The sequence below is a fragment of the Halomonas sp. AOP13-D3-9 genome (genome assembly GCF_052379125.1).
Classification (GTDB): domain Bacteria; phylum Pseudomonadota; class Gammaproteobacteria; order Pseudomonadales; family Halomonadaceae; genus Vreelandella.
On the sequence record NZ_JBQSYH010000007.1, the window covers coordinates 102,496 to 128,925 of the forward strand.

The following is a 26,430-nucleotide window of genomic DNA, read 5'->3' on the forward strand; positions in this document are numbered from 1 at the left end:
TCTATGTGAAAGCTAGGCATGCTGGGCTCTAGCGACCTGCATGACCGCCACCCATCTTACACCTTAACCACTACAACGAGCCGTTTCGTTCCTATGTCAGCGCCTTCTCTGCCAAAACTACTGCCGCGCCATTTGGCCATTGTGTTAATGATGACCGTGGCCACCATGTTCGCCGCCAATCACGTCTCCGCGCGGCTGGCGTTTGATAACGGAACCGGGCTATTGCTGGCGGTATTAACCCGCTCAGGGGTTGCCTGCCTGATTTTAGTGGCGCTAGTCATCGTGCAGAGAAAGCGGCTTTGGCTGCCCGCTGGTTCTTGGCCGTGGCAGCTCGCGGTGGGTCTGCTGATCGCGATCCAGAGCGTTAGCCTCTACTCGGCGGTAGCAAGGCTACCGGTGGTGATTGCGCTGCTATTGGTCAATACCTTCCCGATTCAACTGGCGCTGCTCAGTTGGGCATTGGGCGGCCCACGCCCGACGCTACGTAGCTGTTTGATTATGGGCACTATTTTAATCGGCTTGCTGGTGGTGCTGGATATCCCTTCATGGATTGCCAGTGCTGATGGTATGGGGCCAGGCTGGATCGCGGGGATTGGTTTTGGATTAATGGCGGCCTTCGTATTTGCCTGCGCGCTATGGGTCACTGAGCACCGCCTAGCCGGAGTGGGCAGCACATTGCGTAGCCTGCTGACCATGCAAACGGTGTTTATCGTCATGATCATTGGCGGCATCGCCGGTGTGGTGCCTGGGGGGATGAGTCTGCCGGATAACAGTACCGGCTGGCTGGGGCTTGGGCTGCTCGGGCTGCTGTATGGTTCGGCGTTCTCAACGCTGTTTATTTTTGTGCCACGACTCGATATGGCGCGTAACGCGCCAGTGATGAATATCGAACCGGTGGCCTCCCTGGTGTTGGGCTATTTCGTGCTGGGACAAATGCTTAGCCCAGGGCAGCTAGTCGGGGGAGCCGTGGTAGTCGGCGGTATTATCGTGCTGAGCCTATCCAAGGGGCGGTAAATATTTGCGTTCTTCATAGTTATGGATCACAATACAAACGTGTAAGGAAACACTGTTTTTTAACTGAGGTACAAGCTATGAAGATGTCCGTATTATCACTTACATCGGCGGTACTCCTGGTTGGCGTAGGCGCTTTCGCAACGTCTGCTCAAGCTCAACAGTCTTTCGACTATCCACAAGCTTACTTGGGTGGTGACGCCATGTTTTGGAGTCTTGACCCAGAGAGAGGCTCTTCACGTGACGACGTAGGCTTACGTCTGCGCGGTGGTGCCCAGTTCAATGACTACTTTGCCCTTGAGGGCCATTTAGGTACGGGCGGCTCGGATGGTGGTGCTGATCTAGACCATCTGGCCGGTGCTTATGCCAAAGGGATTTTCCCGGTAGCGCCTGAAGTGCGGTTATACGGTTTAGCGGGCTTCACGGAAGTTGAAGTGAGTGACAACCGGGAGAGCGATTTCTCCTACGGTGGCGGCGCTGAAATGGACATAGCACCTAATTTATCGGTGAACGCAGATTACATGCGCTACCTGGATAAATCTGACTACACCTTTGATGCGGCCAGCGTTGGTTTACGTTACCGGTTCTAATAGCGATGTAAAATTTAACGTTAATCGCTAGTTATATCTAAAAACCCCATGGCTTCTTGCCATGGGGTTTTTGCTTCCCCCCATACTTTCCTCGCGAGCAAAGGAACGTTTTTTGCTTGAAGTTACTGTCATTATATCTCGGTGTAGGTGTGTGCTCACTTAGGTCATCAAGCATTTCTTAATTTCCAGCTTGGTGACTGTCAGAGACTCGGCATAATTTTTCGTAGTTTGGGCCAAATGCTGCAACTGCGAAGGTGATAATGTCGAAGTGACTCGTTGGCAAGAAACGAAAATATAAAGTCCAGCGCTCAACTTGATTAAGCTCCGTTCAAGAGGAAACTATCATGTATAAAATAAGCAAAATGACTGTAGCTGTAGGTTTATGTTCAAGTTTAATGGCAGCATCCGCTATGGTTGAAGCCGCTGAAAAAAATTGGCGTATGGCAACACCTTGGAGTGGTGGGCCGTGGCTTGAACGTGATGCACAAATGTTTGCTGATCGTGTCAATGAGCTTTCTGATGGTGAAATTGCCATTGAGGTTTATCCTGGCGGCACCTTAGGCAGTGCACTGAAGGTAACGAATACGGTCAAGTCTGGAGTTGCGGAAGTAAGCCACAACTACATTAATTATGACTATGGCACCGATCCCACTACCGCGCTTCTAGCAGGCCATTCAAGTGGTTTGACTCCTGAAGAGTTCATGATGTGGATGTACGAAGGGGGAGGCGTTGAACTGTATGAAGAGTACCGCCGCGATGTCTTTGACGTTGTCGCTTTCCCTTGTGCGATTTTGGGTACCGAAATTTTCCTGCACTCCAATAAACGTGTTGAAACTCTTGAAGACTTCCAGGGCTTACGCTTGCGTACTTCCGGTGCATGGTCTGAATTAGCTTCCCGGCTTGGTGCCTCCACGGTGGTAATGGCCGGCGGCGATATCTATAGCGCGCTTGAGCGTGGCGTAATTGATGCAGCCGAGTGGGGTAGCCCTGAAATGAATCAGCCCACGGGTTTTCAGGAAGTGGCCCAGTACGTGATTATTCCAGGCGTGCATCAGTCAGGTGGTTTTTTAGAGTGCCAGGTTAATGAAGATACCTGGAGCGAATTAAGTGAAGATGAACAGGACATGCTGCGTTTAGCGGGCAAGTTAAGCGTTTTTGAAACCTGGCTGGCAAGCTCTTTTGCTGACTTGGATGCCTATCAAGCCTTACTCGATGGCCCCAACGAAATTGTTCATCTTGATCAGGCGTTTATCGATACTATCTACGAAGAGACTGTGAAATGGGAAGACGAGTATGCGGCTGATAATGAGTGGTTTGCTCGCGTCGTTGAGTCCCAGCGCAGCTTTAAAGACACCATGAGCGTATGGCCTGAGTATCGCTTACCGATTGGCAGTATGGGTCGATAATCGAGCCATCAACGAAATGAAAGAGAGGTCTCTGGCCTCTCTTTCATACGTTCAAGTCTCTCTTTTATGACGTGTTGATGAGTAGCCATCATGAAACTAATTCAAGCGATTGAGTCGCTAACCCGTTGGGCAGGTTGGGTAGGTGCGATATTGATTTTTCCGTTAGTTGGCGCGCTAGTAGTGGAAGTATTCAGCCGCTATGTGGCCGGACGTCCAACGCTATGGGCGTTTGAAATTAGCTATATGGTCATGGGTGCCATGTTCATGCTGGGTATGGCCAATGCACTGCGAATTGGCCACCACGTCAGTGTGGATTTGGTGTCGATGCAGCTGAATGCCAAAACTAACGCGCTGCTGCGCATTATTGGCTATGTACTGTTTTTGCCCATTTTAGCGTGGCTTGTGTGGGAGCTTTTTCATTATGCACTGCAAGCGTTTAACTCTAATGAGCGCTCGGGCCGTTCCGCATGGAATCCTATTGTGTGGCCGATTTTGACGGTGTGGTGTATCGGTTTTACCTTGCTAGCACTGCAGGTGGTAGCAGAGCTATTAAAGGCGGTAGCGGTACTGCGTGGCCAGCCGCTACCTGAGGAGGATGCATCATGAGCAGTTATTTATCGTTGATGATGTTTCCGGTGTTGATGCTGTTTATCTTTTCCGGTTTTCCCATTGCATTTTCGATGATTTTGGTGGCAACAGGCTTTGGGATTATCCAGTTTGGTGATGTGGCGGCTTATCAGCTGCTGACCAAAATCGAAGATACCGCGTCTAATTCTATTCTCGCCGCCGTGCCACTCTTTATCTTTATGGGGGCAATGCTCGAGCGTTCAGGAATCGCCGAAAGGCTATTCGAAGCAATCCATATGTGGACACGTCGCTTACCCGGTGGTTTGGGTGTGGGCGCAATTATTATGGGTACGCTCTTCGCTGCCTCTAGTGGTGTAGTGGGCGCTACCGAAGCGGTTATCGGCATGCTTGCGATCCCGGTAATGCTTAAACACCACTACAACAAGAGCCTGATTTCAGGAACGATTTGTGCAAGTGGTTCGCTTGGCACCGCTATCCCGCCCTCTATTACGGTGGTGGTGTTAGGGCCTGTTGCTGGCGTTTCAGTCGGGTCGCTTTTCAGCGGCTTGCTAATTCCTGGCTTTTTAATGGCGGCGATGTTTTTGATCTACATTGTCGGCGTGGCCTACTTGAAGCCGCAGATGGCCCCTCGGGTAGACGAGAGCGAGCCAGAGGAAAGTTGGCAGGAAAAAATACGCGTCACGGCGGTTGCGTTACTGCCTACTATGCTGCTGATTTTTACCGTGCTTGGCACCATCTTAATGGGCTTAGCTACACCAACAGAGGCGGCAGCCTGTGGAGCGCTTGGCTCAGTATTATTGGCACTGGCTTATCGCAATTTAACGCGGGATGTACTGTGGCACGCAGCTATCAAAACCATGAACATCTCGGCAATGATTCTGCTGATTGTAATGGGCGGCAGTATGTTTGCGGGTGTCTTCTTTGCCTCTGGCGGTATGGCAACGGTGCAGTCGATGCTGATGGATACCGGATTAAGCCCCTGGATGATTCTCGGGTTGATTCTACTCATCGCCTTTATTGCGGGCTTCGTGTTGGATTTGATCTCTGTCGTGCTGATCATTATCCCCGTGGCAATGCCGATTGTGCGTATGCTAGGTTTTGATGAAATATGGTTCTGCGTAGCCTTTCTGGTAGTGCTACAAACGAGCTACTTAACACCTCCGCTTGCCCCGGCAATTTTCTACTTAAGAGCCATTACTCCACCAGAAATTACCCTCAAGCATATGTATTGGGGGGTAGTGCCTTTTATCATCGCGCAGTTAGTGGTGCTGGCGCTGGTGTTGGCTTTCCCTAGTCTTGCGTTATGGCTGCCTGATTTGATGAGCGGACCATCTTGGTAATGAGTTAAGTGCGTATTGTTGTGATTGATGCCGCCTAAGGGCGGCATCGTGCGTTTTGGGAAGTGGTATTCGAATATTGTTAGCGCGCTAATTAATTGTTAGACTAACGTCTCTAATGCTATCCCCTAAACGATACGCGCCCGTATAGAGGCGCTGGCCAGGTGGTTGCCTGGTGGCAAACAAGTGAGCCCTGCATGACCCCCGATCAAACATTTGCCCGCTGGGTGAAGGTAGCCCTGGCTGCCTTTGTACTGCTTTTTATTTATTTTCTGGTGGCTGATAGCTTTATGCCCATGACCCCTGAGGCGAGGGTGCTGCGGCCGGTAACCCGTATTGCGCCCGAACTCAGTGGTCCAGTGAGCGAGGTGTTGGTGAGTGATCACCAACACGTTACCAAAGGCGATGTGCTGTTTCAGGTAGACCCCGCGCCGTTTCGATTAGCGGTTGAGCAGGCACAGCTAAATCGCGAGCAGGCCGAACGAGAGAATGCTCAGTTGGAAGCAGAGCTAGCCTCCGCACAAGCGGAATTGGCATCTGCTGAAGCCACAGCTGCGGAGCGGCGGGGTGAACTGCAGCGTGCGGAAACTCTGGTGGCGCAGCAGAGCGTATCCCGCCAGCAGTACGAACAGCAGGTGGCTGCTGAGCGCACTGCACAGGCCAGCGTGGCGGCGGCCAGGGCGAAAATTGTGAGCCTGGAAGTGCAGTTGGGCGATGCTGGTGAGACGAACCTGCGTTTGCGCCAAGCGGAAAACGCGCTTTCCCAGGCGCAGTTGGATCTTGCCCATACCCAGGTACGCGCCGCGCAAGCCGGTAGCGTTGCCAATCTTCAGCTAGACGTAGGTGACTACGTTCAGGCGGGTCAACCAGCGGTAGCGGTAGTGGCGGATGCAATCGATATTATTGCCGATTTCCGTGAAAAGAGCCTGCGCCATGTGGTGCCCGGCGATGTAGCGAAAGTGGTGTTTGATGCCTGGCCGGGGCAGGTATTTGATGCGCAAGTATTCGCCATGGATGCCGGGGTTCGCGATGGGCAGTTGGCCGCCGATGGTCAATTGGCCGATATTCCTACCACTGACCGCTGGGTGCGCGATGCTCAGCGCATGCGCGTTCACTTGGCGCTAAGCCAGCCAATCGCCAACTTATTGCCCAGCGGTGCCCGCGCCACCGTGCAGCTTCAACCCGGTGATGCTGCCTTGGCCAAACCCTTTGTGTGGCTACAGGCGCATATGATCAGTTGGCTGCATTATGTTTATTAAAAAGAGGTCTACCAGGTTTATTAAAAAGAGGCTTGCCAGAGCGCGGGCGTCTAGCAGAGCGGCGCCTAAGCGTAAGCCCGAACTCTCAAAGAATGGCCTGCGTCAGTGCCTGAGAGTGGCCGGGGGAGGCGCGCTGGGGTTTGTGGTCAGCCAATTGATGGGCTGGAACTATGGGGTGTTTTTTACCGTTTTTCCAATGTTCTTGCTGGGTATGGTACCCATCTTGAACGGCCATATCGTGCGTCAGTTTTTGGCCAACGTATCGATCAATGTGCTTGAGGTGAGTCTAGTGGTCGGACTGCTCAAGCATATGCCGGTAGTGATGACCCTGGTGGTCATGGGCATATTTCTATTTCGCTTTAACTTGATGGCGAAAGGGCCGCTGTTTCTATTCGGCGCCAACGGCGTGTTGACGCTCAGTATCCTGCTCCACTTTGCCAGCTACCCCAGTGTAGACTTGAGCGATTTACTGGCCTGCAACCTCGTCGCCAGTCTATTGGCGGTGTTTATTGCCATGCTGATGCATACACTGTTCCCTGACGTGGAAGCGCGTAAACCGCCACCCAGAGTGACCAAGACTTCCTCCCAGATTCGCCATGCAACCTTAATCGGCGGCCTAACCGCGACGCTCTCGTTTGTGGTATTTCAAGTTTTTGACTTGCAGGGGTCGCTTTCCGCGCAGATGGCGACCATCTTGGTGCTATTTACGCTGGGCTACTCCGGTGCGCGGGTATCAGCTGCCAAGCGAGCCGTAGGAACGCTGTTGGGGTGTAATTTAGCGCTACTCATGCAGCTACTCCTGTATACCCAGAGCCACCATTTTCTGCTGGTGGTGTTGCTCTATTGGCTGGGGCTCATGCTCTTCGCCCGGGAGCATATTCATGAAGGCGGCGGCTCGGGGATTGGCTTTGGCGGGATGACCACCCTGGGGATTCTGTTTGGCCAGTCGCTGGGCCCGCAGCAGGATCTGGTTTACAGCGCACTCTACCGGTTCTCCTCAATGAGTGTCGCGCTAGCGCTTACACTGCTGACGATGGCCTGCCTGCACTTTGCGCTGAACTGCTGGACGTCAACGCGCTTACCAGAAAGCAGCCTGTCATAAATACAGCTGCCACAAATAAATCAGCGCAACTTTTTTAATACAGGCTACTCTGATGAGTGTGTCGACGTGTGATTTGATGTGTTTCCCTACTAACGGATTAGAGGTGTTCGTCATGGCAACAGGTAAAGAAGATAAAGCAAAAGGAACGGCCAACAAAGCTGCAGGCAAAGTGAAAGAAGCCGCGGGCAAGGCAACAGGTAGCACCAAAACTGAAGCTAAAGGTAAGGCCCAGCAGGCGAAAGGCGAACTGCAAAAAGGCAAAGGCGACGCCAAGGAGAGCCAGAAAAAACAGCGCTAGTCATGTAACACAGATACCAACAGGGGGCTTCGGCCCCCTGTTGGCGTTTATGCGGTCTGGAAACTCCCGTTTCTCATCTTCAGCGCTGAAGCATTTGGGAATAGCCTGGAGAAGTTTGCTTAGTAGTGACCCAGTATTTTCCACCACAAGCCGCCGACCACCACCCAGATCGCAAGATTAACCACACTCATAATAAAGCCCGCTTTCCACCACTCGCCCAGCGTTAGATAGCCCGAGCCAAAAATGACCGGCGATGTCCCAGTCGCGTAATGAGTTAAGGTCATCATGATCGAGGAAGTGGCGGCCATGATCAGTACAAACGGCATGGGCGGTGCGCCGAGCGTTAATCCAACGGTAAGAAAAGCTGCCATCATTGCGGTGATATGTGCGGTGGTGCTGGCAAAGAAGTAATGAGTATAGAGGAAGGTCAGCACCAGCAGGGCGGATGCTCCCATCCAGCCAATGCCCATCATGGTGATCCAGTTCTGCATATTGGTAGAGAACCAGTCGATCAACCCGGTCTGGTTGAGCTGGGAGGCCATCATTATTAAGGCGCCGAACCAGAGTAGAGTATCCCAGGCGTTCTTTTCCGCCAGCACATCGTCCCAGGTTAATACGCCTGTCAGCAGTAGTATCGATAGCCCAATAAACGCTGACGTGGTGGTGTTGAGGGTGACTGCATCGCCCAGAAATAGCGCCGGGATATCTGCCCACAGCAGCAATAGCACCAAGAAGACAAACAGCATAATGCCTTCGTCTCGGCTGATCTTACCCATTTCGGCAAGTTTATCCCGCGCCATCTGCGTGGCGTGGGGTGTCTGTTTAATATCCGGCGGATAAAGCAGGTAAAGAATATAGGGCATAGCCAGGATAGCGACCAAACCAGGCAGTAGCATGGCGAGCGCCCAGGTCATCCAGCTCAGCTGGATTTCCGCCCCAGTGGCGATAGATATCAGCTCTACGGTCAGTGGGTTGGGGGCAGTGGCGGTGACAAACATCGCTGAGGTAATCGGGTTGCTGTGGTAGTTCACCAGTGCCAAATATTTGCCGATTTTGCTCGACGTGCCATCTTCCGGGCGTGAATCAAAGCCTTTAGCGATAGAGCGCATTATGGGGTGCATGATGCCGCCACCACGGGCGGTATTGCTGGGGGTTACTGGGGCAATGGAGAGCTCTGAAAAGGCCAGGCTGTAGCCGATTCCCAGCGTCTTCTTGCCAAAGATAGAGATGAAATAGTAGCCGATACGGGCGCCTAGCCCCGTTTTAATCAGCCCTCGCGAGATCATAATCGAGATAGCGATTAACCAGATCAGTGAGTTGGAGTAGCTGCTTAAAGCATCGTTAATGGCGGTGCCTGGGTTGTCGCTGGTCACCCCGCTCGCCGCCACAATCGCAATGGCAATGATTGAGATGGCCCCTATGGGCATTGCCTTACCAATAATCGCGGCAATCGTCCCCACAAAAATAGCCAGCATTAGCCAGGCATCAGAGGTGAGACCTTCTGGCAAGGGAATAGCCAGCCATATCAGTAGAGTGATCGCCACCGCAATAGCGGTTGGCCAGGGTTTGAAAGGCAGCGTCGGCATCGTGGAGCCCTATAGTAAGTAGGTGGCTGCGGTACGCTCACAGGCAATAAAGCAGTGCTTGAGTTGCGACTTAAGTCTAGAGCGGATGGACGATTGGCGACTTGCCCCACGTCAATTAGAAGCTTGATCTAGCCAGGATGACTGCTGCTCACAAGATGGCGGCCACCACAGCCACGGCTACAAGCCGATGGGCGGCTGGCGCTTTGGTAATACCATCGACGGCGCCCAGGCGGAATACCTTTTGGTACACGATGCCCAGGCCAACCTTTCGCCCGTGCCCGATGGCCAAGCAGATGGGCGCCGACGTGACGCTGGATTTTCGCAAGGTCGATGTCGTTGAGGAGATACTCAAACTCACCGGTGGGCGCGGGGCTGGGCGATCATAAGATCATTACCTCGCTATGCCCTGGCGGCAAAGAGCGCATGCGCAGGTTGATGAGCATCATCGCCGCGGGACGGTTGGACCTTGGCCCCGATGGTTAACCATCGCTACGCGCTGGAGAATATCGTCGAAGCCTACGATCTCTTCTCCAACCAGCGCGACGGGGTACTGAAAGTGGCGCTTGAGGTTTCATAAAACTCAAGTGACATATTCAGCAGTGAGGCTATAAAGAAAAACCCGCTAATATCAGCGGGTTTTTCGGATTGAAAGAACTATCGAGTATCAGTTCAATTCCAGTGAGAAACTCATTTCAACGCCTGCATCATCCACTCTGAGCCAGTACTCAGTGTTCTTATAAGCATCACCATATTGCTTGAGCATATCAATATCAGACGCTGCTATCTCATCCGAGGGTATCTGCTCCATAACATCGGCCAGCGAATGATAAAACTCGCCTGTCATGTGGCTGTGAAACAGTAGGTCATGCTCTGAAGTAGGGGCTTGTAGCTCTGACTGCAGCGTCGCTGAATCGCTAATACCCACGCCTAACGCAACCGCCGTGTCAGACATAGCGGCGTAAAGCGCTGGTGCGTCTGGTGGCAGCATCATGCTCTTGACTTGCTTGGCTTTTCCGCCTGGTTCAAGTCCAAGAGCCCCTAGCACCGGCATGAAAGCGCTCACTGTAGACAGCAGCGCCAGCGGATTTTGTGAGGCGAGGGTGAGGATGCCGAGACCGCTGGGCGCCCCGTTTTTCATCGTTAGACTGTCAATGCGAGCATTGAAACCAGACAACGACGGGCCAATCATCATGGTGATCGGGTTATTGATCGCCATGTTAATTTCATTCCAAGTACCGTTTAGCTCCTGTAGTTCATCACAGCTGAACGGGTTTTGACGCACTTCCTGCGCATATTTTTGAACGGTTTGAAGCAGTACAGGCAGGTCCAGACCCAATCCAAAGCTGGCCATTCCACCGGTGCTGCCAAGGCCCGGAACCTGTGTGGTCAGGGCACGCAGATCGCTGACAATATCTTCATCGGTCTCAAGGATGAGATTCATCTCCATGCGGTCGAGGCTGTAATCACGCATGCCCATTACCAGACCAGGGAAGCGGCTGGTAATGCGGTCAATATCTGCCTGGCAGGTGGATAGATCCAGAGGTTCTGCATCGACGGCATTCATCAACGCTTGAGTACCCGAATGCGTAGGGCTACTTAGCTCATCAAACAGCCGTGAGGAGTCGATCTGCCCGGCACCGTAAGGCGTGAAGTCATGGCGCTGCTCAAGCTCTGCCAGTGCATCGGTATCACCGATACTGCTGTCGGGCAGCGCTTTACCCAGCACCTGTGCCAGCAGCTCGTCGCTGGCATCCTGCGGCACCACCGATACCAGTAGCTGCTGGTCGTCAATGGCTAGGATGGCCTGGAGTGGGCCCTCAGGCGTCAGTACCCAGTAGTCGGTGCCGTTAGTGGTGGCCGTGCGTGGAGTGATGTCTGCTTTGGCGAGGATGCGCTGCAGCGTTTCGCGAAAGGCATCTTCATCCTGCAGTTGCATGCGCAAAACAGGCAAAATACCCAGCCCATAGAAAGCAGCCTGAGGGCTCATCTTGAGCCCCAGCGCATGCACATCTTCCAGTGACTCAACCCCGACTAACTCTTCACCCATGGCGATTAACAGCGTCATCATCGAATGCAGCACTTCATCGTCTTCTATCTGGGGCAGCGTATCGCGCAGTTCATCCAGATCAGAATCAAGGGTCGCCATGGGCTGCATACGCTGATAAAGATCAAAGACATCCTGTTCAGGCATCGCTTCGCGCGTGGCCATGAAATAAGGGGAGTTAGCCGGAACGTATTTCAGCATTGGCGCTACGTTATTTTTCGGCGCTTCCTCTTGCGTTGCCGCTTCGGTTGGCTCGTTATCATCGCTGCAGCCGCTGAGCAGGCCAGCGCTGAAGAGGGCAAGAGTAACCGCTATGGAAAGTTTGGTTTTCATCTGGAATCAGTTCTTTGAATGGTGTTGGTTTTAAATGAGCCGAGTTGAGCTGAGCGCTCTGTAAATGGGAATCATACACGAGCAATGTATAATTAATCTACTTGGACGGAAAAAGACTCAAAGCCGGTGCATTAAATGCTGGTTAAAGAACATTTGGTAAGCCGTGAGAGTAGCGCAGAGAAAGTGACTCAACACTCTCAGTGCCTCTTGAGCTCAAGAGCAATATTCAGCTGCAATGCTGTTTAGTAGGTCGCTAGTTTAGACTTCCTGGTACAGCTCACTGCCTTTGTTGCGAACCTTCTCCGCTTGTTCTTTTATGCCTTTCATCACTGTTTCCTGATTGACGTTTAGGCCTTGACGGGGTGAATGCCTGCCACTATGGTTATAGACAGACCTGTCTGTTCAGTAGTGTTTAATGATGAGGCTTTATGATGACGCTTGATCCATCGTCGGTCTCCCGGCCCCGAGAACGTATTATTGAAACGGCTAGCCGATTATTTTTCCGCCAGGGCTATTGTCCCACTGGCATTAATCAGATTATCAGTGAGTCGGGGGTTGCTAAGGCCAGTTTTTATACGCATTTCCCTAGCAAAGAGGCCCTTGCCATGGCTTGGCTTAGGCAGCGCGAAGAACGCTGGATTGAACAGCTAGCTGAGCGAATTTCTCAGCATCAACTAACTGAGAAGCGGATTTCCGCTATGTACACCATGTGGTACGACCAGATTCGCGAAGAAGGCTACCGTGGTTGTGGTTTTATCAATATGGCCGGGGAATTCAGTGATGAAAAGAGTCCGGTTAGGGCTCTTGTGCGTGATCACAAAGAGCGTGTAAGACAAGTTGTCGCCAATAATGTGCTAAATGAATATCGGCCCATGATGGAGCCCGATGACTTTGACGAGTTGGTGAATACTATTTACTCACTTTTTGACGGTGCCATTATTCAAGCGCAAAACTTTATGCAGGATTGGCCGATTGATTCTGCAATGAACACCTCACTACAACTGCTTACTTATTACTGCAAGGCCGATTGAAAATACATAAGTGATGAAACACCAGAAATTGTAAGGCTTTCAATATGCTTCTTCCCGCCTTATTAATGCGCAACTCTGCCTTCAATATTGTCGGCGCGGGCTTGTTAATTGTGGCATCTACCTACGGGTTGTCGCGCTATACCTATGGCTTGTTCGTACCCGCTATCAGGGATGATTTCAATTTAAGCCAAACGGCCGTCGGTGCGATTGGCAGTGCCTCCTATCTGGGGTACCTGCTGGCAACGTTGGTGAGTCCGCTGCTGGTTCGCCATTTTAATCCGCGTATGCCGATTATATTGGGCGGCATGACCGCAACGCTGGGTATGCTGTTGGTCGCGCTGGCGGGTAACCCGGTATGGTTAGCATTGGGGGTGACGCTTGCCGGTTGTAGCCCAGGCCTGGCGTATCCACCGCTTTCTGATGCTATCAAGCAACTCTGTCTCGCTGAAAAGCAAAGCCGCTATTACGCCATTATCAATTCCGGCACCAGTTTTGGGGTGATGGTTTCTGGCCCATTGGCCCTTATTGCGGGTCCTCAATGGCAACTGGCTTGGTTGTGCTTTGCATTTATCGCGCTGATCGCCACGCTATGGAATTTTTTTATAATGCCGGGCAATGCACCTAACCATGAGCTCTCAAACAGAGTGAAGTCGGGTGCCTCCCAGGAGCCTATGTTTACCCTTGTGAGACGCAAGTTGAAAGATAGTTCGGTGCGTCGCCTACTGCTGGGTGCGCTTCTATTCGGGCTGGTAACCTCAATCTATTGGACGTTTTCGGTTGAGTTGATCGCGGGAGAGAAGAGCCTTTCTGATACCGGCCGGGTGATCTTCTGGATTGTCGTGGGCATTGCCGGTGTGGCGGGTGGTTTGGCCGGAGAACTGGTGACTCGCTTTGGACTGACCAAGGCATTGAAGTGGGCGACGCTGGCCATAGCTGCCTCGATAGCCTTACTCACCATTGCGAGTGACGGGATACTGATGCTAACGCTATCGGCGGTTTTGTTTGGCGCTACGTTTATTCTTATTACGGCGTTATACGGTATTTGGAGTGTCAGTTGCTTTCCAGAAGCTCCGTCCACTGGCTTTGGTCTAACCTTCTTTCTTATTTCTGCAGGACAACTGATATCGCCCACCCTCGCCGGGCTTGGTGCAGAGATTTGGCAATTGACAGCGGTGTTTCAGGTCACCGCGATACTCTGTTTAGGTATCTTGTGGCTACTCCCGACCCAGGATGTATGGAGTATGTGACCAATAGCCTAAGCCCGTTACCCCAGCACCCCGTCATCTCGACGGGGTGCTGGTTTGATAGCGAGAGGCGAAGTTTAAACCTCCTGATACAGCTCGCTACCTTTCTGGCGAAACTTCTCCGCCTGCTCTTCCATGCCCTTCATAACCGCTTCCTGATCGCCGTTTAGCCCGTGCTCATTAGCATAGTCACGCACCTCCTGGCTGATCTTCATGGAGCAGAACTTCGGCCCGCACATGGAGCAGAAGTGGGCTACCTTGGCGGAGTCCTTGGGCAGGGTTTCGTCGTGGTACTCCCGGGCAGTATCCGGGTCTAGCCCCAGGTTGAACTGGTCTTCCCAGCGGAATTCAAAGCGCGCCTTGGATAGTGCATTATCGCGCCGCTGTGCTGCCGGGTGGCCCTTGGCGAGATCCGCCGCGTGGGCAGCAATCTTGTAGGTAATGATGCCGGTTTTGACGTCGTCTTTATTGGGCAGGCCCAGGTGCTCTTTGGGGGTGACGTAGCAGAGCATGGCGCAGCCAAACCAGCCGATCATCGCCGCCCCAATGCCGGAAGTAATGTGGTCATAGCCGGGGGCAATATCCGTTACCAGCGGCCCTAATGTATAGAAGGGCGCTTCGTCGCAGTATTCCAACTGCTTATCCATGTTCTCTTTCACCAGGTGCATGGGCACATGGCCGGGGCCTTCGATCATCACCTGCACATCGTGCTTCCAGGCGATATGGGTCAGCTCGCCCAGGGTCTTGAGTTCGGCCATTTGCGCTTCGTCGTTGGCATCGGCCACCGAGCCGGGGCGCAGGCCATCGCCGAGTGAGAATGCCACGTCATACTGCTTGCAGATCTCGCAGATGTCTTCGAAGTGGGTGTACAGGAAGCTCTCCTGGTGATGGTACAAACACCACTTGGCCATGATCGAGCCGCCGCGGCTAACAATACCGGTGACCCGCTTGGCGGTGAGCGGCACATAGCGTAGCAGTACGCCCGCGTGAATGGTGAAGTAGTCCACCCCCTGTTCGGCCTGCTCGATCAGCGTATCGCGGAAGACTTCCCAGGTGAGGTCTTCGGCCACGCCTTTAACCTTTTCCAGCGCCTGATAGATAGGCACCGTGCCAATCGGCACCGGCGAGTTGCGCAGTATCCACTCGCGGGTTTCGTGGATGTTCTGCCCAGTGGAGAGATCCATGATGGTGTCCGCGCCCCAGCGGATGCCCCAGGTCATCTTATCCACCTCTTCTTCGATAGAAGAAGTCACCGCTGAGTTACCCAGATTACCGTTAATTTTGACCAGGAAATTACGGCCAATAATCATCGGCTCGCTTTCTGGGTGGTTGATGTTATTGGGAATAATCGCCCGCCCTTTGGCGACTTCATCACGCACAAACTCAGGGGTGATTTCTTCCGGCAGGCTGGCGCCAAAGCTCTGGCCTTTGTGCTGATGGCCCAGAATGCGCTCTACTTCAGCGGTACCTAGCGCTTGACGGCGCTGGTTTTCGCGTAAGGCAATAAACTCCATTTCCGGAGTGATGATGCCTTGGCGGGCATAGTAAAGCTGAGTAACATTTTTCCCAGGCTTGGCCCTGCGTGGAGTACGAGTTAAATCAAAACGCAGCTGGGCAAGGGTGGGGTCGTTAGCGCGGCGCTTGCCGTAATCAGAGGTGTGGCCTTCCAAAAACTCGGTGTCATCGCGCTCTTCGATCCAGGCACGGCGTAGGGCAGGCAAGCCTTTGCGTAAATCATTGATGGCATCTGGATCTGTGTAGGGGCCGGAGGTGTCGTACACCAGCAGCGGCGGGTTCTCTTCATCGATGCCGGTGGTTTTAGTCGGCGACAGGGAGATCTCCCGAAACGGCACGCGGATATCCGGTCGCGAACCTTCAATATAAACCTTACGCGAGCCGGGCAGTGGCGCGATGGCAGCGGCATCGACCTGGGCGGTTTCGGCTAAAAAGTGACTGGTTCTATTGTTGACGGACTTAGTCATTATGGTCTCCAAACGATTGTTGTTTTGCAGGGTTAGTGAGTGCGGGTTTCGTCTTTTAGGTCTTGGTCTATCAGCGCTAAGCCCATCTGCCAGAAATCGATTTCCAGGCGGGTGGCATCGCGGAAGATTTTGCTCAGTTCGGCAAAGCGGGCGGGGGTGACATCGGCAAGGCGAGCGTTGAGCCACTCAAGCTCCGCCTGCATGGCGGCCTGAAACTCCTCGCCTTCGTACATGGCAATCCAGGCGTCATATGGGTTTTGGCTGCCGCGCAGGGTAGAAGGCTGGGCGTTCAGCCAATTGGCGATTTCGCCGTAGCCCACCAGGCAGGGGGCCAGCGCCACGTGCAGATCCAGCAGGTCGCCGCGGCTGCCGGTATCCAATACATAGCGGGTATAGGCCAGCGTGGCCCTGGCTTCGGGAAGCTCTGAAAGCTCTTGTTCGGAAATTCCCCACTCCTGACAAAAGCCCACATGTAGGCCCAACTCCACATCCACAATGGCTTTCAAGCCTTCATGGGCCTGGCGAAGATCGGCGAGGGTGGGGCTTTTATAAGCAGCCAGCGCGTAGGCGCGGGCGAAGTGAATCAAAAACAGGTAGTCCTGCTTCAGGTAGTGGCGAAACGACGCCTCAGGCAGCGTGGCATTGCCCAACTGACGCACGAAATCGTGCTCAATATAGGCGCGCCAATCTTGCTGGCAGGCGGTGGTGAGATCAGTAAAGCGGTAGCCCATGATGCCTCCGGTGGTAATGATCCGGAGGGTGGGCGAATAAGATCGAGGAAATGGCGCGGAAGGTGGCGTGAAATGAAGCCGTGGCCATCGCTTGATCCCTACGCCGGTACCCGCGCTGCGACTTGTGTAAGTAGCAGCGCATTAGCCGGATCAGGTTCAGCGGGACCAGCGCTCGGCAGCATTAATTGCTACGCCCTGCGCCATCTCAGCCGGATTTCACCGGCACCCCGTCAAGCTGTTCGTTGGTGGAGTGTAGGAGGCGGGTGGGCGAGATGCAAGGGGCTGGCTATTGCTCTTGGGTAAAGGTGGAAGTTGATGTGATAGTGGTAGGCCGTCGCTATGCTGAGGCTATAGCGCCTAGCCCTATGGCTGCAGAAGGCGGACTGGAGCGCGCTTGCGACAACGGAGAAGAGGTTCGTTAAATTTGCTTAACGAGCTGCAATGCACCACAAACACTTCTTAGTCGGGCTGCTTCACAGGTGTAACGGATATAGTCCAGCTATGCGCGAAGGCTTTGTTTACAGAGTTTCTAATCCTCCCTGAGGCCACGTTCATTCAATGCATCGTACTTGCGGATATCAGCGCGCATCCTCCCGCTCCATTGATGGACAAACTGTACGGTCTTGTCGGCGTTTAGGTGGGCAGTCAGTGCGGCTTGATCAACCCAACGCTCCGAAACTATCAATCGCCCGGCGTCCGCGTCATCCACTGCAGCGTCATAAGAAATGTTGCCATCACGCCGCCGCGTGATGGCGGCAAGTACTTTTAGGTGGGTCATAAATCGCGCTAATTCAGCCGGGGCGACGTATAAATATCCGGTAACGATGAGCATGTTTTATTCCTCATAATACCGCCGCTGGAGCAAGGAATTGCTTTGATCAGCGGCAACAATTTACTGCTTAACGATAAGCACGACCGTACCTTGAACGCCGCCTTGCATAGCTCTCTGATGCGCAGCCGATGCTTCTGCCAACGAATAGGTACTGTCGATCACGACCCGAATGGTACGGTCGTCGAGCAAGCGACCGGCCTGCAACAGCAGCATTCCGTTTGATTGCACCTGTAGCGAGGAAACCGTAATCCCTAGCCTGTCGGCTTCATCCCTGGCAGAAAAGCCCAAGGGGTTGACCAGAAAGAGCGAGCCGCCTGGTTTAATAATGCTGAGGAAGCGTTCCATGTTCGGGCCACCCACAGCGTCAAGCACCAGATCCACGTCGTGTGCGACCGTTTCGGCGGCTGCCTTGGTGTAATCAATGAAGTCGTCAGCACCCAGCTCGCGAAGAAGCCCTTCATGCTTACCTGAAGCAACCGCGATCACACGCGCCCCTTTCCATTTAGCGACTTGAACCGCTAGATGCCCCACGCCACCGCCAGCCCCATTGATCAAGGCGGTCTTGCCTTCGAGCGGGACAGGCACATGCCGGAATGCCTGGAATGGGTTGAGTCGGTCATGACCAGGGTCAACCAGAAATTGCCAAGCAGTAAGCAGTGACATCGGGGCGCCTGCTGCCTCGACATGAGAAATGCCTTTTGGCTTCAACGCTAGGTGGCTTTCAGGAACGCTGACATATTCAGCATAGGTGCTGCTGCCCGTCATCAGGTCTTCGGGAAAACGCACCATTGCAAAGACGTGGTCACCTACGCTGACTTTGGAAACCTCGTCGCCAATGGCAGCAACGACCCCTGACACATCAGTGCCCAATATCAACGGGAAATGTGGGCTAGGCTGCCATTCTGGAGGTAGCGCCCGATAGCCGTCGCGCAGGTAAAGGTCTGGTGGGTTAAGACTTGCCGCATTAACTTGGATAAGCACTTCACCGGTTTGTACTTCGGGTCGGGGCGTATCTTCGTAAAGCAAGACCTCTGGGCCACCGAAACTATGCAGTTGCACTGCTTTCATCATGTCGTTCATCACAACCTCACTCAAGAATAGTCACATGGCAAATAGTAAGGAAGTTCCTTGTCATTGATAATGGTGCGTAGATTCGTTTTAATAATTCCATGAAGGAACAAATCGGATTGGAACGCCTCACGGGGCTTATCGCATTTGCACGCGCTGGCTCCTTAGGCAGCTACACCGCTGCGGCGCGCTCGCTGTCTGTTTCGCCCTCTGCGATAAGTAAAAGCATCCAGCGGTTGGAGCGTCACTTCGGCGTCTCTCTTTTTACTCGCACGACACGATCATTGTCTTTCACGGCCGAGGGCCGCGACTTGCATGGACGTGTGCTAGAGCTGCTGCGCCAGGCAGAAGAGATAGAGCAGGTGGTGAAGTCTGCTCGTTCCGAGCCCGCAGGCACGTTACGAATTGCGACATCACTTCCACTGGGCCTGCATCTGATTGCTCCTGCTATTACGGATTTTCGAAAACGCTACCCGAAGGTAACGATCGACCTGCGGCTGAGCGACCACATCGTCGGTATGGCTGAAAAGAGCATTGATCTTGCAGTACGGATCGGTGAACTTGCGGATTCGTCACTTTTGTCCAGGCGACTCTCACCTTACAGGCTCTCTTGCTACGCTTCGCCAGACTACCTGGCTAGATGTGGTGCTCCCGAGCATCCAGATGAACTGGTGGGGTACGAAACGATCAATTTGCGCTACCAAAGTACGGGGCAAATGTTTCGCTGGCCGTTCCGGATCGGCGAGAAGGAGATCGAAATAGTGCCATCTTCCTCTGTTATCGTTGATTCAAGCGAAGCCGTCATAGCTGCTATGACTATGGGTGCAGGTATCGGGATAGCTGCAAGTTTCATGGCTGCCCCGCGGGTTAAGCGAAAGGAACTGGTACCAATCCTGCCCGACTTCGAGGTAGAGCGGCATAATATCGTTGCGCTATGGCCGCAGAGTCGTCGCACCAACCCTGCTGTACGCGCCTTTATCGATATGTTGATCGAACGACTTTGAATACCTAACACTTGATACACACAAACCTCTGGAATCAGCGAACAGCAGTTTTACATCGTTCAGCATAATTGACATACATACAGCTCAGTAGTGCTTGTGTTAAGTAGGATTTGTCAGTGCTTCCGGCAGCGTTTCAGTGCTTCGCAACAGTCCAGCATCGCGCTCAATAAGGGCGCGCCAGTCTTGCTGGCAGGCGGCGGTGAGATCAGTAAAGCGGTAGCTCATGTTGCCGCCGGTGGTAATGATCTGGACGGTAGGCGAGAAAGATCGAGGAAATGGAGCGGAAAGGTGGCGTGCGATCGCGAGAGAGCTAGCCATGGCCATCGCTTGATCCCTACGCCGGTACCCGCGCCGCTCGTCATATGAGCAGCGCATTAGCCGGATCAGGTTCAGCGGAACCAGAGCGCTTGGCAGCAACATTGCTACGCCCTGCGCCATCTCAGCCGGATTCACCGGCACCCCGTCAAGCTGTTCGTTCGCGGAGTGTAGGAGGCAGGTGGGGGAGATGCAAAGGGGAGGTTGATACTGCCGAATTAGGCTTTGCTTGGTTGTGAGAGTGTGGAGTAGAGTCAAGATCGAGTTAATAGAACTTCAATGGAAGAGCCGTCAGGTGTAATAAGCTTGCCCTGCGTGCCTCATTTAATCCTATATATACCTTTGGTTTTTTAGGAGAGCTATATGCCAATCGTAACCGTTCAGCAGTCTCCAGGCAGGACTAAAGAGCAACGTGAGCTCTTAGTGCAGCGGATAACCGAAGCATTTTCAGAAGCATATGGAACCAGCCCTGAGGCAGTCACAATATTCTTGCAAGATTTTGATGATGAGCATTGGGCTAAAGGTGGGAAGCTACATTCTGATCGTTCCTGAGTAGCTTTCCCCGAATGGTCAATGGTGATCAGTGGGGAAGGTCGAGATATTGAATCCGTATAGCGTTTGATTCTGAGGGTAGCCTTCACCCGCTCCAACAGTTTCATAGGGGACGCTCCCTACAAAATGTGTGCTTATATACAGCGTTATCGAGTTGAGCAAAACGCGCAAGCACCCGAATCTTGGATGTGCTGCCGAAATTTTCTTTGCCACCTGAAGAATCAATGGGGTAGAGTTAATTTTGATGGCTACATGAGCTCAATTATGTCTCAAAAGTAGGTAAGTGCACATGGCAATGATTACTGATTTGGTAGTGTTATTGGTAGCTTTGCTCCACGGATATTTCTTGATATTGGAGATGTTTCTTTGGGATAAGCCGATGGGCTTTAAAGTCTTTGGTCATTCCAAAGAGCAAGCCGCAACGACAAAAGTTTTGGCATCGAATCAAGGTCTTTATAACGGTTTTATTGCAGCCGGTCTTTTGGTTGGTATCTTTCAAGGTGCGGCAGGATACGATTTCAAGTTATATTTCTTGGCGTGCCTTGTTGTGGCCGGAATCTACGGTGCAGCAACAGCAAACCGGAAAATTCTATTTGTCCAGGCATTGCCAGGAGCAATTGGTTTGCTTTTAGTTCTCTTCGCTAATCATTAAGTGCAGGTTCGCCATAACAACTCGCATCAGTACGCGGCCTGCGGCCGCCGGGCGCCCTTTCATGGCTCCTTCGTCACCATTTCAAGATCGCCGCTGTGCTCGGAGTTAGGAGAAATACGTGACCAAAAAAGTCACTCAGATATCGGAGTTTTTACTTCAGTTTGATGCGTTAAAATCGGTAAACCGCAAAACCTACATCAACTGCGGAGAGCGAGTTGAGAACTCAGCAGAACATTCGTGGCACTTGGCGATGGCTTGCTGGGCTTTTGCGGAGCAGTCACAGGAAGACTTTGACCTCTTAAAATTACTCAAACTGGCCCTGGTGCATGATCTTGGTGAGATTGGTGCAGGAGATACATTTCTCTATAGCGCAAACCGCAATGATGCCCACATTGAAGAGCGTAAGTATATCGAGAAACTGGCTTCTCATCCCGGTAACCCAATCGGAGATCTTCCGGAGCTCTGGGAAGAGCAAGAGACTGGGGAAACTAAGGAAGCAAGGCTTCTGAAAGTCATCGACCGTCTATTACCCTTTCTGCACAATGTAACGAGCGAGGGCCGTGCCTGGAGAGACCATGGCATACGGAAGAGCCAAGTGCTGAAAATACATGGGTTCATAGAGCAGGAAAACCCAGAAATATACGACTGGTTTATTTCAAAGGTTGAGTACGCCGTGGATCAAGGCTGGCTAAAGGACTCCTGACAAGTGCAGGCACCGCGACGCTCTTTACATTATGCCTTCGGCTCCATTCTCGGAGAAGATCAGTTTCATTCAAGAAATTCCTTTTCCTGACCACCACCGTGCTCCAACTCGGTAACGGATTCTAGCAAACGGCGGGCGTTCTTAGGTGCGCGCAGAAGATAGGCTGTCTCTTGCAGCGCTTCATAATCTTCGAGAGAGATCATTACCACGGACTGCGACTTGCTCCGTGTGATGATCACCGGAGAATGGTCTTCACAGACCTGTTCCATCGTTTTTGCTAGGTTGGTTCTAGCGGCTGTGTAGCTGATGGCATCCATTAAGTCGCACCTGTACAGGATTCTAGTCATGTGCAGGACGTACCTTGGTGGGGTTAACAATCGACTGCACAGCGACCGATTTTCCGCTGCTTCGTGGCTCTAACCGGCGTGTGAGCGGGACATTAAATCTAATACCGAGTTTCGGGGGTAAATACCGTTGCGAATAGACGAAGTTCCACCTTCAGAGGTTCCGATAGACCTACTTCTTTTGGCAGATCCGTCTGAAAATGCCATCAAAGAGTACCTGAAACAGGCAAGGTGTTTTGTTGCATTTACCAACGATGAGGTGATCGGATCTTGCGTTCTAAAGCCACTCGGAGGGGGGATATTGGAATTGATGAATATTGCTGTTTATCCATCGAATCAACAGCGTGGCATCGGAACGCAGCTTCTAGAAACAGTTATCGATAAAATGAAGGAGGCTGGTGTAAAGAGCCTAGAGGTCGGAACCGGCATTTTCGGTTACCAACTGACCTTCTACCAAAGGCAGGGTTTTAGAGTGGACTGTATTGATAAGGGTTTCTTTTTGAAGAACTATCCGGAGCCAATCTTTGAAAATGGAGTTCAGCATAAAGATATGCTGAGATTGACTCTCGAGCTTTCTGACGATACGACATGCCAACGAACCGTTTAGCAATGCACGCGACAAGCGCGTAATTGTTGCTTTGCCACAAACACAATGAGCCTTCGGCGAGAATGATTAAAGCGAATGGTGGAAGCCTGGAGTCTGAGATTCTCTATGACGGAAAGGTTGTCCAGCGCTATGTGGCCATTGCTCCTTAACAATCGCAAGCAATACGGCCCTTCGGGCCCGGACGTCGCTGAGATAGATTCCCAGTGGCCTTTGCAGGCTTTCAAGGAGCGGTTATTTATGGTGGTGCGAGTTACTCTACAGTAGATTTTTGTTTTCCCAGGAGGAACCATGCCCTTTCCCAAACGCGGTGCAAATCTCATCGCCACCCTGTTAGCAAGTTTGCTGGTCATCACTTTGATCACCGGCTGCTCGAACCCGTCCTCGGACGCAGAGGAAGAGGCGGCGCAACCGTCGTCGACTCCGCCGTCAGCCGAGGCACCCAATGATTCCGACAAACAGGAAAGTGCCGCTCCCGCAGGGCAGGCCCAGGGTGGTGATGGTTCCGAGATTACACTGAATGCTCTTACGGAGGAGGACATGAACGAGGCCAGCCTTCCCGGTGAGCTGGGGTGCCAATTCACCACGGATGATAGGGAGGTTTTACTGATTGCCATGGGCAATGTGGGGTCGTCCGATGCGGCGCAGGGGGTGGTCAAGGTCGCCGGTTATGTGGAGCGCGTGTCGGCACCTGGTGGTTTTAATGGCATTACGGAGTCTCCAACCTTCAATGGCAAGGGCAAGACCGTCCACATTGAGGTCACCGGTGATCCCTCCGAAGGCGGGGAGTCGCCGCCAAGGCCGGCGACGTTGACATATGACCGGGCCGACGGCGCTCAGCGTGACTGGCAGGGCGAGTGGCGTTGTGGGCCTTAAGGCGCTGGGCGTCAAAGTGAACCGTTTTCGTTGCGGCTTCGTCCCCAGTAAAAAGACGTGCATGCTTGCAGCGTTAGATGCGGAGCTTTCAACTGTGGTGTGTCATGACACAAAAAGTATTGGCATACCCGTTGAAATGACATCGGTGCCTGACTCATGGTGCGCCGAGCCTGGAGGCTCCCGCGAGGGTTGCCTTTTTCGTCGTTACCCAAAGGCCCACTTCACAGGGCCGGTGAATCAGGTCAAGGAAGTGAATATACCCACGATTGCTGAGTAAGGTCATGAAACATCCAGATATTGGCCTGCACATACGTACCTATGATGATGAAGTGAAAAGACACTCTCACGACCATCATCAACTGTAGTGGTCAAGTAAAAACTGGCCAGCGCTTGGAAGTGAGTGCGGATGAGCGCTTAGCTATGTCCAGCACCTTTAAAACGCTGGCCTGCGGCGCGCTGCTGGAGTAGGAGGATGAAGGGTTACGTGGTTGCCGAAGGCCTGTTTCGTGACGACATGCCGGTTGACGGGTTGATCGCGGGCAGAACCAGTGCGAGGTATGGCTCGCGCCCGATTAGTGCGATTATTTGACCGCCGGAGCAAGCGCCCATCCAGATAATGCGACTGAGTTGGTTCGTTTGATCTCTTTTATTTGATAAATACTTTATATATGTCGGACTGATGATGATCTCGGGATCAAACTAGGCATAGCCACTCTACTGATCGACGAGCCAGAGTGTTTATCGTTAAGTAGTAAGTCGACAGCCTGTTGTGCAATATAGTCAAAAGGTATGTATACAGACGTAAGCGGCACAGGAAGGCGACTGGCAAGAGGGATATCGTTATATCCGACTAATGAAAGCGTTTTGCCCACCTCAATGCCAAGTCTATGTGCAGCAGCCATCACGCCAATAGCGAGGTTATCGTTGACTGCAAAAATGGCTGTTGGCTTCTCATCCTGTGAGAGCAGAGCCAGCCCTGCTTCCTCGCCAGCTTCGATTCCATAGCCTGACTCGATAATCCATGACTCACGCACAGCAATCCCAGATTCGCTCATTGCTTTGCGGAAGCCTTTTTGTCGGTCACGAGCGCTCGAGGTAAAGCTAGGCCCTGCAACAAGGCCAATGTCGCGGTGCCCTAGGTCGATGAGGTGCCGGGTAGCAAGGTATCCACCTTGAATATCGTCACCCAAGGCAGAAGGGCTTTTACCATCGGTACGAAGCACCAACGAGTGCGGAACTCCCCTTTCACGCAGTTGAGATGGCAACTGGTCATCAAGTCGGCTGGTAGCCAAAATTAGGCCATCCACACGTCGATTAAGAAGCAATTCAACCGCTTGACGCTCGCTTTCAGGATCGTCACCACTAGTTGCTACGATAGCGAAATAGTGACGTTCTTGAGCAACTTTAGAGATCGCTTCGTAGATAAGAGCCATGACTGTATCGCTCAGTCGAGGCACCAGTACACCAATAGTGCCTGTACCACCTCGCCTCAAGCTGGAGGCAAGAATGTCACGCTTATAGCCGAGTTCTTCCGCCGTTTTTTTAACCCGTTGAGCGGCTGGGCTATTGGAAGGCGGAAGGCGCTCATCAAGAACGCGAGAGACTGTAGACGTGCTGACGCCCGCGGCTTTGGCGACGTCTTGCATAGTTATAGGCTTACCGTTCATGAATATATTATTCCATGACGTGAGGTGGATTACTGAACCTCTATGTTGGCTCGCATAAACAGGCATTTAGGCGAACCATTCTATCGGTTTTACAGCAATCTTATAAGCGATATGACGCTAACCCCACTGATTTACTATTAGTTTGCTTTCCGTAGCCACACATCATTTGTGAGTCGTAGACTAACGTCTAATTTTCGATGTGGTGTATTTGGTGAAAGGATTGCAATCGTTCCCAGGAACGATAACACAACCATATAAGAGGAAGCATCATGTCTCTCGATCTCCGAGGTTTGACCCCCGCACCGGTTACTCCTTTCACTCGCGATGGCGAGGTTGATTTTGCTGCAATCAAGAAGCTTGGCTCTTGGTTGGGCGGCATCGACGGCGTGAAAGGTCTCGTTGTTCTTGGCCACGCTGGTGAGGGTACATTCATGACCTCTGACGAGCAGAGGCGCGTTATTGAGGCATTTGTTGAATCGGTAAAAGGTGAGATACCTATTATCGCGGGCATCACTCGCGAAGGTGACCATGTTGCAGCCGAAGAAGCAAAACGTGCTGTCGAGGCGGGCGCATCTGCTGGTCTAGTCTACCCATCTCATGGCTGGCTCAGGTTTGGTTATCAGGAGGGAGCGCCTCAAGAGCGCTATCGCCGCATTCATGAGGAAAGTGGGTTACCGCTGATTCTTTTCCAGTATCCGGACAACACGAAAGCCACTTACAACCTCCAGACGCAGCTTGATATTGCGGCTCAACCTGGTGTGTTTGCGATGAAAAATGGTGTTCGCAATATGAAGCGCTGGGATACTGAAATTCCTGTCATTCGCGCTGAGCATCCGGATCTACAAATTCTGACTTGTCATGATGAGTACCTGCTTCACACCATGTTTGATGTCGATGGTGCGCTAGTTGGCTATGGCTGTATTGCACCGGAGCCTTTGATCGAACTGATCAAAGCTGGAAAAGCCAAGGATTATGCTAAGGCGCGCGAATTGCATGACCGCCTCCTGCCCGTTACCAAGAATGTCTATCACCGTGGTTCGCATATGGAAGGAACTGTGGCTCTGAAGTGGGCCCTAGTAGCCCGGGGGATTCTTGATCACGCTACTGTGCGCTCTCCGCTTCGTCCGCTTGCCGAAGGCGCAGATCGTGAAATTGCTGCTGCTATGAAACAAGCCGGGTTAGCCTAACCGAGATTGACTACTTCTTAGGCGCTGGGCGTCCCCGAACGGTGATGCCAATGAGGCATCACCTTATGCATCCTAAATAACAAA

27 protein-coding genes and 2 riboswitches are annotated in these 26,430 nt (G+C 52.6%); of the genes, 18 read left to right on the forward strand and 9 right to left on the reverse strand.

Features of this window, described 5'->3' with window-relative positions; genetic code table 11:
• Positions 1-93 precede the first annotated feature (93 nt).
• The 8 genes from ACT3UM_RS09460 (at position 94) to ACT3UM_RS09495 (ending at position 7,591) form a co-directional block, all read left to right on the forward strand.
• Positions 94-1,014 (forward strand): EamA family transporter, encoded by a 921-nt coding sequence (locus tag ACT3UM_RS09460; RefSeq protein ID WP_035583121.1) that lies wholly within the window; start codon positions 94-96, stop codon positions 1,012-1,014.
• A 77-nt stretch (positions 1,015-1,091) separates the two neighbouring features.
• Entirely contained in the window at positions 1,092-1,601 is a 510-nt protein-coding gene (locus ACT3UM_RS09465) for a porin family protein (RefSeq protein WP_035577281.1), read from the forward strand.
• A gap of 395 nt (positions 1,602-1,996) precedes the next feature.
• Positions 1,997-3,007: a type 2 periplasmic-binding domain-containing protein gene (locus tag ACT3UM_RS09470; RefSeq protein WP_231896744.1), complete on the forward strand. Its 1,011-nt coding sequence runs from the start codon at positions 1,997-1,999 to the stop codon at positions 3,005-3,007.
• A 90-nt stretch (positions 3,008-3,097) separates the two neighbouring features.
• Positions 3,098-3,613, forward strand: a complete 516-nt coding sequence (locus tag ACT3UM_RS09475; RefSeq protein WP_035577287.1) for a TRAP transporter small permease subunit — start codon at positions 3,098-3,100, stop codon at positions 3,611-3,613.
• Positions 3,610-4,935 carry a TRAP transporter large permease gene (locus ACT3UM_RS09480; protein ID WP_035577290.1) on the forward strand — a complete coding sequence of 442 codons (1,326 nt, stop codon included), beginning with the start codon at positions 3,610-3,612 and terminating at the stop codon, positions 4,933-4,935. Before ACT3UM_RS09475 ends, ACT3UM_RS09480 begins: the two co-directional genes overlap by 4 nt.
• Positions 4,936-5,129: 194 nt before the next feature.
• Positions 5,130-6,191 carry an HlyD family secretion protein gene (locus tag ACT3UM_RS09485; protein WP_498898182.1) on the forward strand — a complete coding sequence of 354 codons (1,062 nt, stop codon included), beginning with the start codon at positions 5,130-5,132 and terminating at the stop codon, positions 6,189-6,191.
• Entirely contained in the window at positions 6,181-7,293 is a 1,113-nt protein-coding gene (locus ACT3UM_RS09490) for a DUF2955 domain-containing protein (RefSeq protein ID WP_498898184.1), read from the forward strand. The genes ACT3UM_RS09485 and ACT3UM_RS09490 overlap by 11 nt, the downstream gene beginning before the upstream one ends.
• A 112-nt stretch (positions 7,294-7,405) precedes the next feature.
• The gene (locus tag ACT3UM_RS09495) at positions 7,406-7,591 is read left to right on the forward strand and encodes a CsbD family protein (protein WP_035577297.1); all 186 of its coding nucleotides are present in this window, start codon (positions 7,406-7,408) and stop codon (positions 7,589-7,591) included.
• A gap of 119 nt (positions 7,592-7,710) precedes the next feature.
• On the opposite strand, the gene ACT3UM_RS09500 is transcribed toward ACT3UM_RS09495, so the two are convergent.
• Positions 7,711-9,177 carry a DASS family sodium-coupled anion symporter gene (locus ACT3UM_RS09500; protein ID WP_035577299.1) on the reverse strand — a complete coding sequence of 489 codons (1,467 nt, stop codon included), beginning with the start codon at positions 9,175-9,177 and terminating at the stop codon, positions 7,711-7,713.
• A 251-nt stretch (positions 9,178-9,428) separates the two neighbouring features.
• Between ACT3UM_RS09500 and ACT3UM_RS09505 the strand changes: the two genes are divergently transcribed.
• Positions 9,429-9,563, forward strand: coding sequence for a hypothetical protein (locus ACT3UM_RS09505; protein ID WP_498898188.1), 135 nt, complete (start codon positions 9,429-9,431; stop codon positions 9,561-9,563).
• A gap of 278 nt (positions 9,564-9,841) precedes the next feature.
• Here the strand turns inward: ACT3UM_RS09505 and ACT3UM_RS09510 are convergent, their stop codons facing one another.
• On the reverse strand, positions 9,842-11,554 hold the full coding sequence (locus tag ACT3UM_RS09510) for a hypothetical protein (protein WP_498898189.1): 1,713 nt from the start codon (positions 11,552-11,554) through the stop codon (positions 9,842-9,844).
• A gap of 428 nt (positions 11,555-11,982) precedes the next feature.
• Here ACT3UM_RS09510 and ACT3UM_RS09515 point away from each other — a divergent pair, with 428 nt between their 5' ends.
• Both ACT3UM_RS09515 and ACT3UM_RS09520 read left to right on the forward strand, forming a co-directional pair.
• Entirely contained in the window at positions 11,983-12,585 is a 603-nt protein-coding gene (locus ACT3UM_RS09515; RefSeq protein ID WP_498898191.1) for a TetR/AcrR family transcriptional regulator, read from the forward strand.
• 44 nt (positions 12,586-12,629) lie between these two features.
• Entirely contained in the window at positions 12,630-13,832 is a 1,203-nt protein-coding gene (locus tag ACT3UM_RS09520) for an MFS transporter (protein ID WP_498898193.1), read from the forward strand.
• A gap of 74 nt (positions 13,833-13,906) precedes the next feature.
• On the opposite strand, the gene thiC is transcribed toward ACT3UM_RS09520, so the two are convergent.
• The 4 genes from thiC to ACT3UM_RS09540 form a co-directional block, all read right to left on the reverse strand.
• Positions 13,907-15,811 carry a phosphomethylpyrimidine synthase ThiC gene (gene thiC / locus ACT3UM_RS09525; RefSeq protein WP_498898195.1) on the reverse strand — a complete coding sequence of 635 codons (1,905 nt, stop codon included), beginning with the start codon at positions 15,809-15,811 and terminating at the stop codon, positions 13,907-13,909.
• Positions 15,812-15,843: 32 nt separating this feature from the next.
• A complete protein-coding gene (gene tenA / locus ACT3UM_RS09530) occupies positions 15,844-16,542 on the reverse strand; it encodes a thiaminase II (RefSeq protein WP_498898197.1) in 699 nt (232 codons plus the stop codon).
• Between the two features lie 78 nt (positions 16,543-16,620).
• A riboswitch (TPP riboswitch) is annotated at positions 16,621-16,782 on the reverse strand.
• Positions 16,783-17,071: 289 nt separating this feature from the next.
• Positions 17,072-17,374, reverse strand: coding sequence for a putative quinol monooxygenase (locus ACT3UM_RS09535; RefSeq protein ID WP_498898199.1), 303 nt, complete (start codon positions 17,372-17,374; stop codon positions 17,072-17,074).
• A 60-nt stretch (positions 17,375-17,434) separates the two neighbouring features.
• Entirely contained in the window at positions 17,435-18,454 is a 1,020-nt protein-coding gene (locus tag ACT3UM_RS09540) for an NADP-dependent oxidoreductase (RefSeq protein ID WP_498898201.1), read from the reverse strand.
• A 107-nt stretch (positions 18,455-18,561) separates the two neighbouring features.
• Between ACT3UM_RS09540 and ACT3UM_RS09545 the strand changes: the two genes are divergently transcribed.
• Positions 18,562-19,446, forward strand: coding sequence for a LysR family transcriptional regulator (locus ACT3UM_RS09545; protein WP_498898203.1), 885 nt, complete (start codon positions 18,562-18,564; stop codon positions 19,444-19,446).
• Positions 19,447-19,545: 99 nt separating this feature from the next.
• Here ACT3UM_RS09545 and ACT3UM_RS09550 read toward each other — a convergent pair whose 3' ends face one another.
• Positions 19,546-19,764, reverse strand: a complete 219-nt coding sequence (locus ACT3UM_RS09550; RefSeq protein WP_498898205.1) for a hypothetical protein — start codon at positions 19,762-19,764, stop codon at positions 19,546-19,548.
• Positions 19,761-19,919: riboswitch (TPP riboswitch) on the reverse strand. (Overlaps the previous gene by 4 nt.)
• A 205-nt stretch (positions 19,920-20,124) precedes the next feature.
• On the opposite strand from ACT3UM_RS09550, the gene ACT3UM_RS09555 reads away from it, so the two are divergent.
• The 3 genes from ACT3UM_RS09555 (at position 20,125) to ACT3UM_RS09565 (ending at position 21,668) form a co-directional block, all read left to right on the forward strand.
• The gene (locus ACT3UM_RS09555) at positions 20,125-20,313 is read left to right on the forward strand and encodes a tautomerase family protein (protein WP_035577320.1); all 189 of its coding nucleotides are present in this window, start codon (positions 20,125-20,127) and stop codon (positions 20,311-20,313) included.
• A 289-nt stretch (positions 20,314-20,602) separates the two neighbouring features.
• Complete coding sequence (locus ACT3UM_RS09560; RefSeq protein WP_498898208.1) at positions 20,603-20,965, forward strand: DUF1304 domain-containing protein; 363 nt, start codon at positions 20,603-20,605, stop codon at positions 20,963-20,965.
• A gap of 118 nt (positions 20,966-21,083) precedes the next feature.
• Positions 21,084-21,668, forward strand: coding sequence for an HD domain-containing protein (locus ACT3UM_RS09565; RefSeq protein ID WP_498898210.1), 585 nt, complete (start codon positions 21,084-21,086; stop codon positions 21,666-21,668).
• Positions 21,669-21,733: 65 nt separating this feature from the next.
• On the opposite strand, the gene ACT3UM_RS09570 is transcribed toward ACT3UM_RS09565, so the two are convergent.
• Entirely contained in the window at positions 21,734-21,985 is a 252-nt protein-coding gene (locus tag ACT3UM_RS09570) for a type II toxin-antitoxin system Phd/YefM family antitoxin (protein ID WP_498898212.1), read from the reverse strand.
• 208 nt (positions 21,986-22,193) lie between these two features.
• Between ACT3UM_RS09570 and ACT3UM_RS09575 the strand changes: the two genes are divergently transcribed.
• Together ACT3UM_RS09575 and ACT3UM_RS09580 are read left to right on the forward strand one after the other, a co-directional pair.
• On the forward strand, positions 22,194-22,619 hold the full coding sequence (locus ACT3UM_RS09575; protein ID WP_498898214.1) for a GNAT family N-acetyltransferase: 426 nt from the start codon (positions 22,194-22,196) through the stop codon (positions 22,617-22,619).
• A 288-nt stretch (positions 22,620-22,907) separates the two neighbouring features.
• Positions 22,908-23,492 carry a hypothetical protein gene (locus tag ACT3UM_RS09580; protein ID WP_498898216.1) on the forward strand — a complete coding sequence of 195 codons (585 nt, stop codon included), beginning with the start codon at positions 22,908-22,910 and terminating at the stop codon, positions 23,490-23,492.
• Positions 23,493-24,154: 662 nt separating this feature from the next.
• On the opposite strand, the gene ACT3UM_RS09585 is transcribed toward ACT3UM_RS09580, so the two are convergent.
• On the reverse strand, positions 24,155-25,159 hold the full coding sequence (locus tag ACT3UM_RS09585; protein WP_035577335.1) for a LacI family DNA-binding transcriptional regulator: 1,005 nt from the start codon (positions 25,157-25,159) through the stop codon (positions 24,155-24,157).
• A gap of 269 nt (positions 25,160-25,428) precedes the next feature.
• On the opposite strand from ACT3UM_RS09585, the gene ACT3UM_RS09590 reads away from it, so the two are divergent.
• Entirely contained in the window at positions 25,429-26,346 is a 918-nt protein-coding gene (locus ACT3UM_RS09590; protein ID WP_009287219.1) for a dihydrodipicolinate synthase family protein, read from the forward strand.
• Positions 26,347-26,430 lie beyond the last annotated feature (84 nt).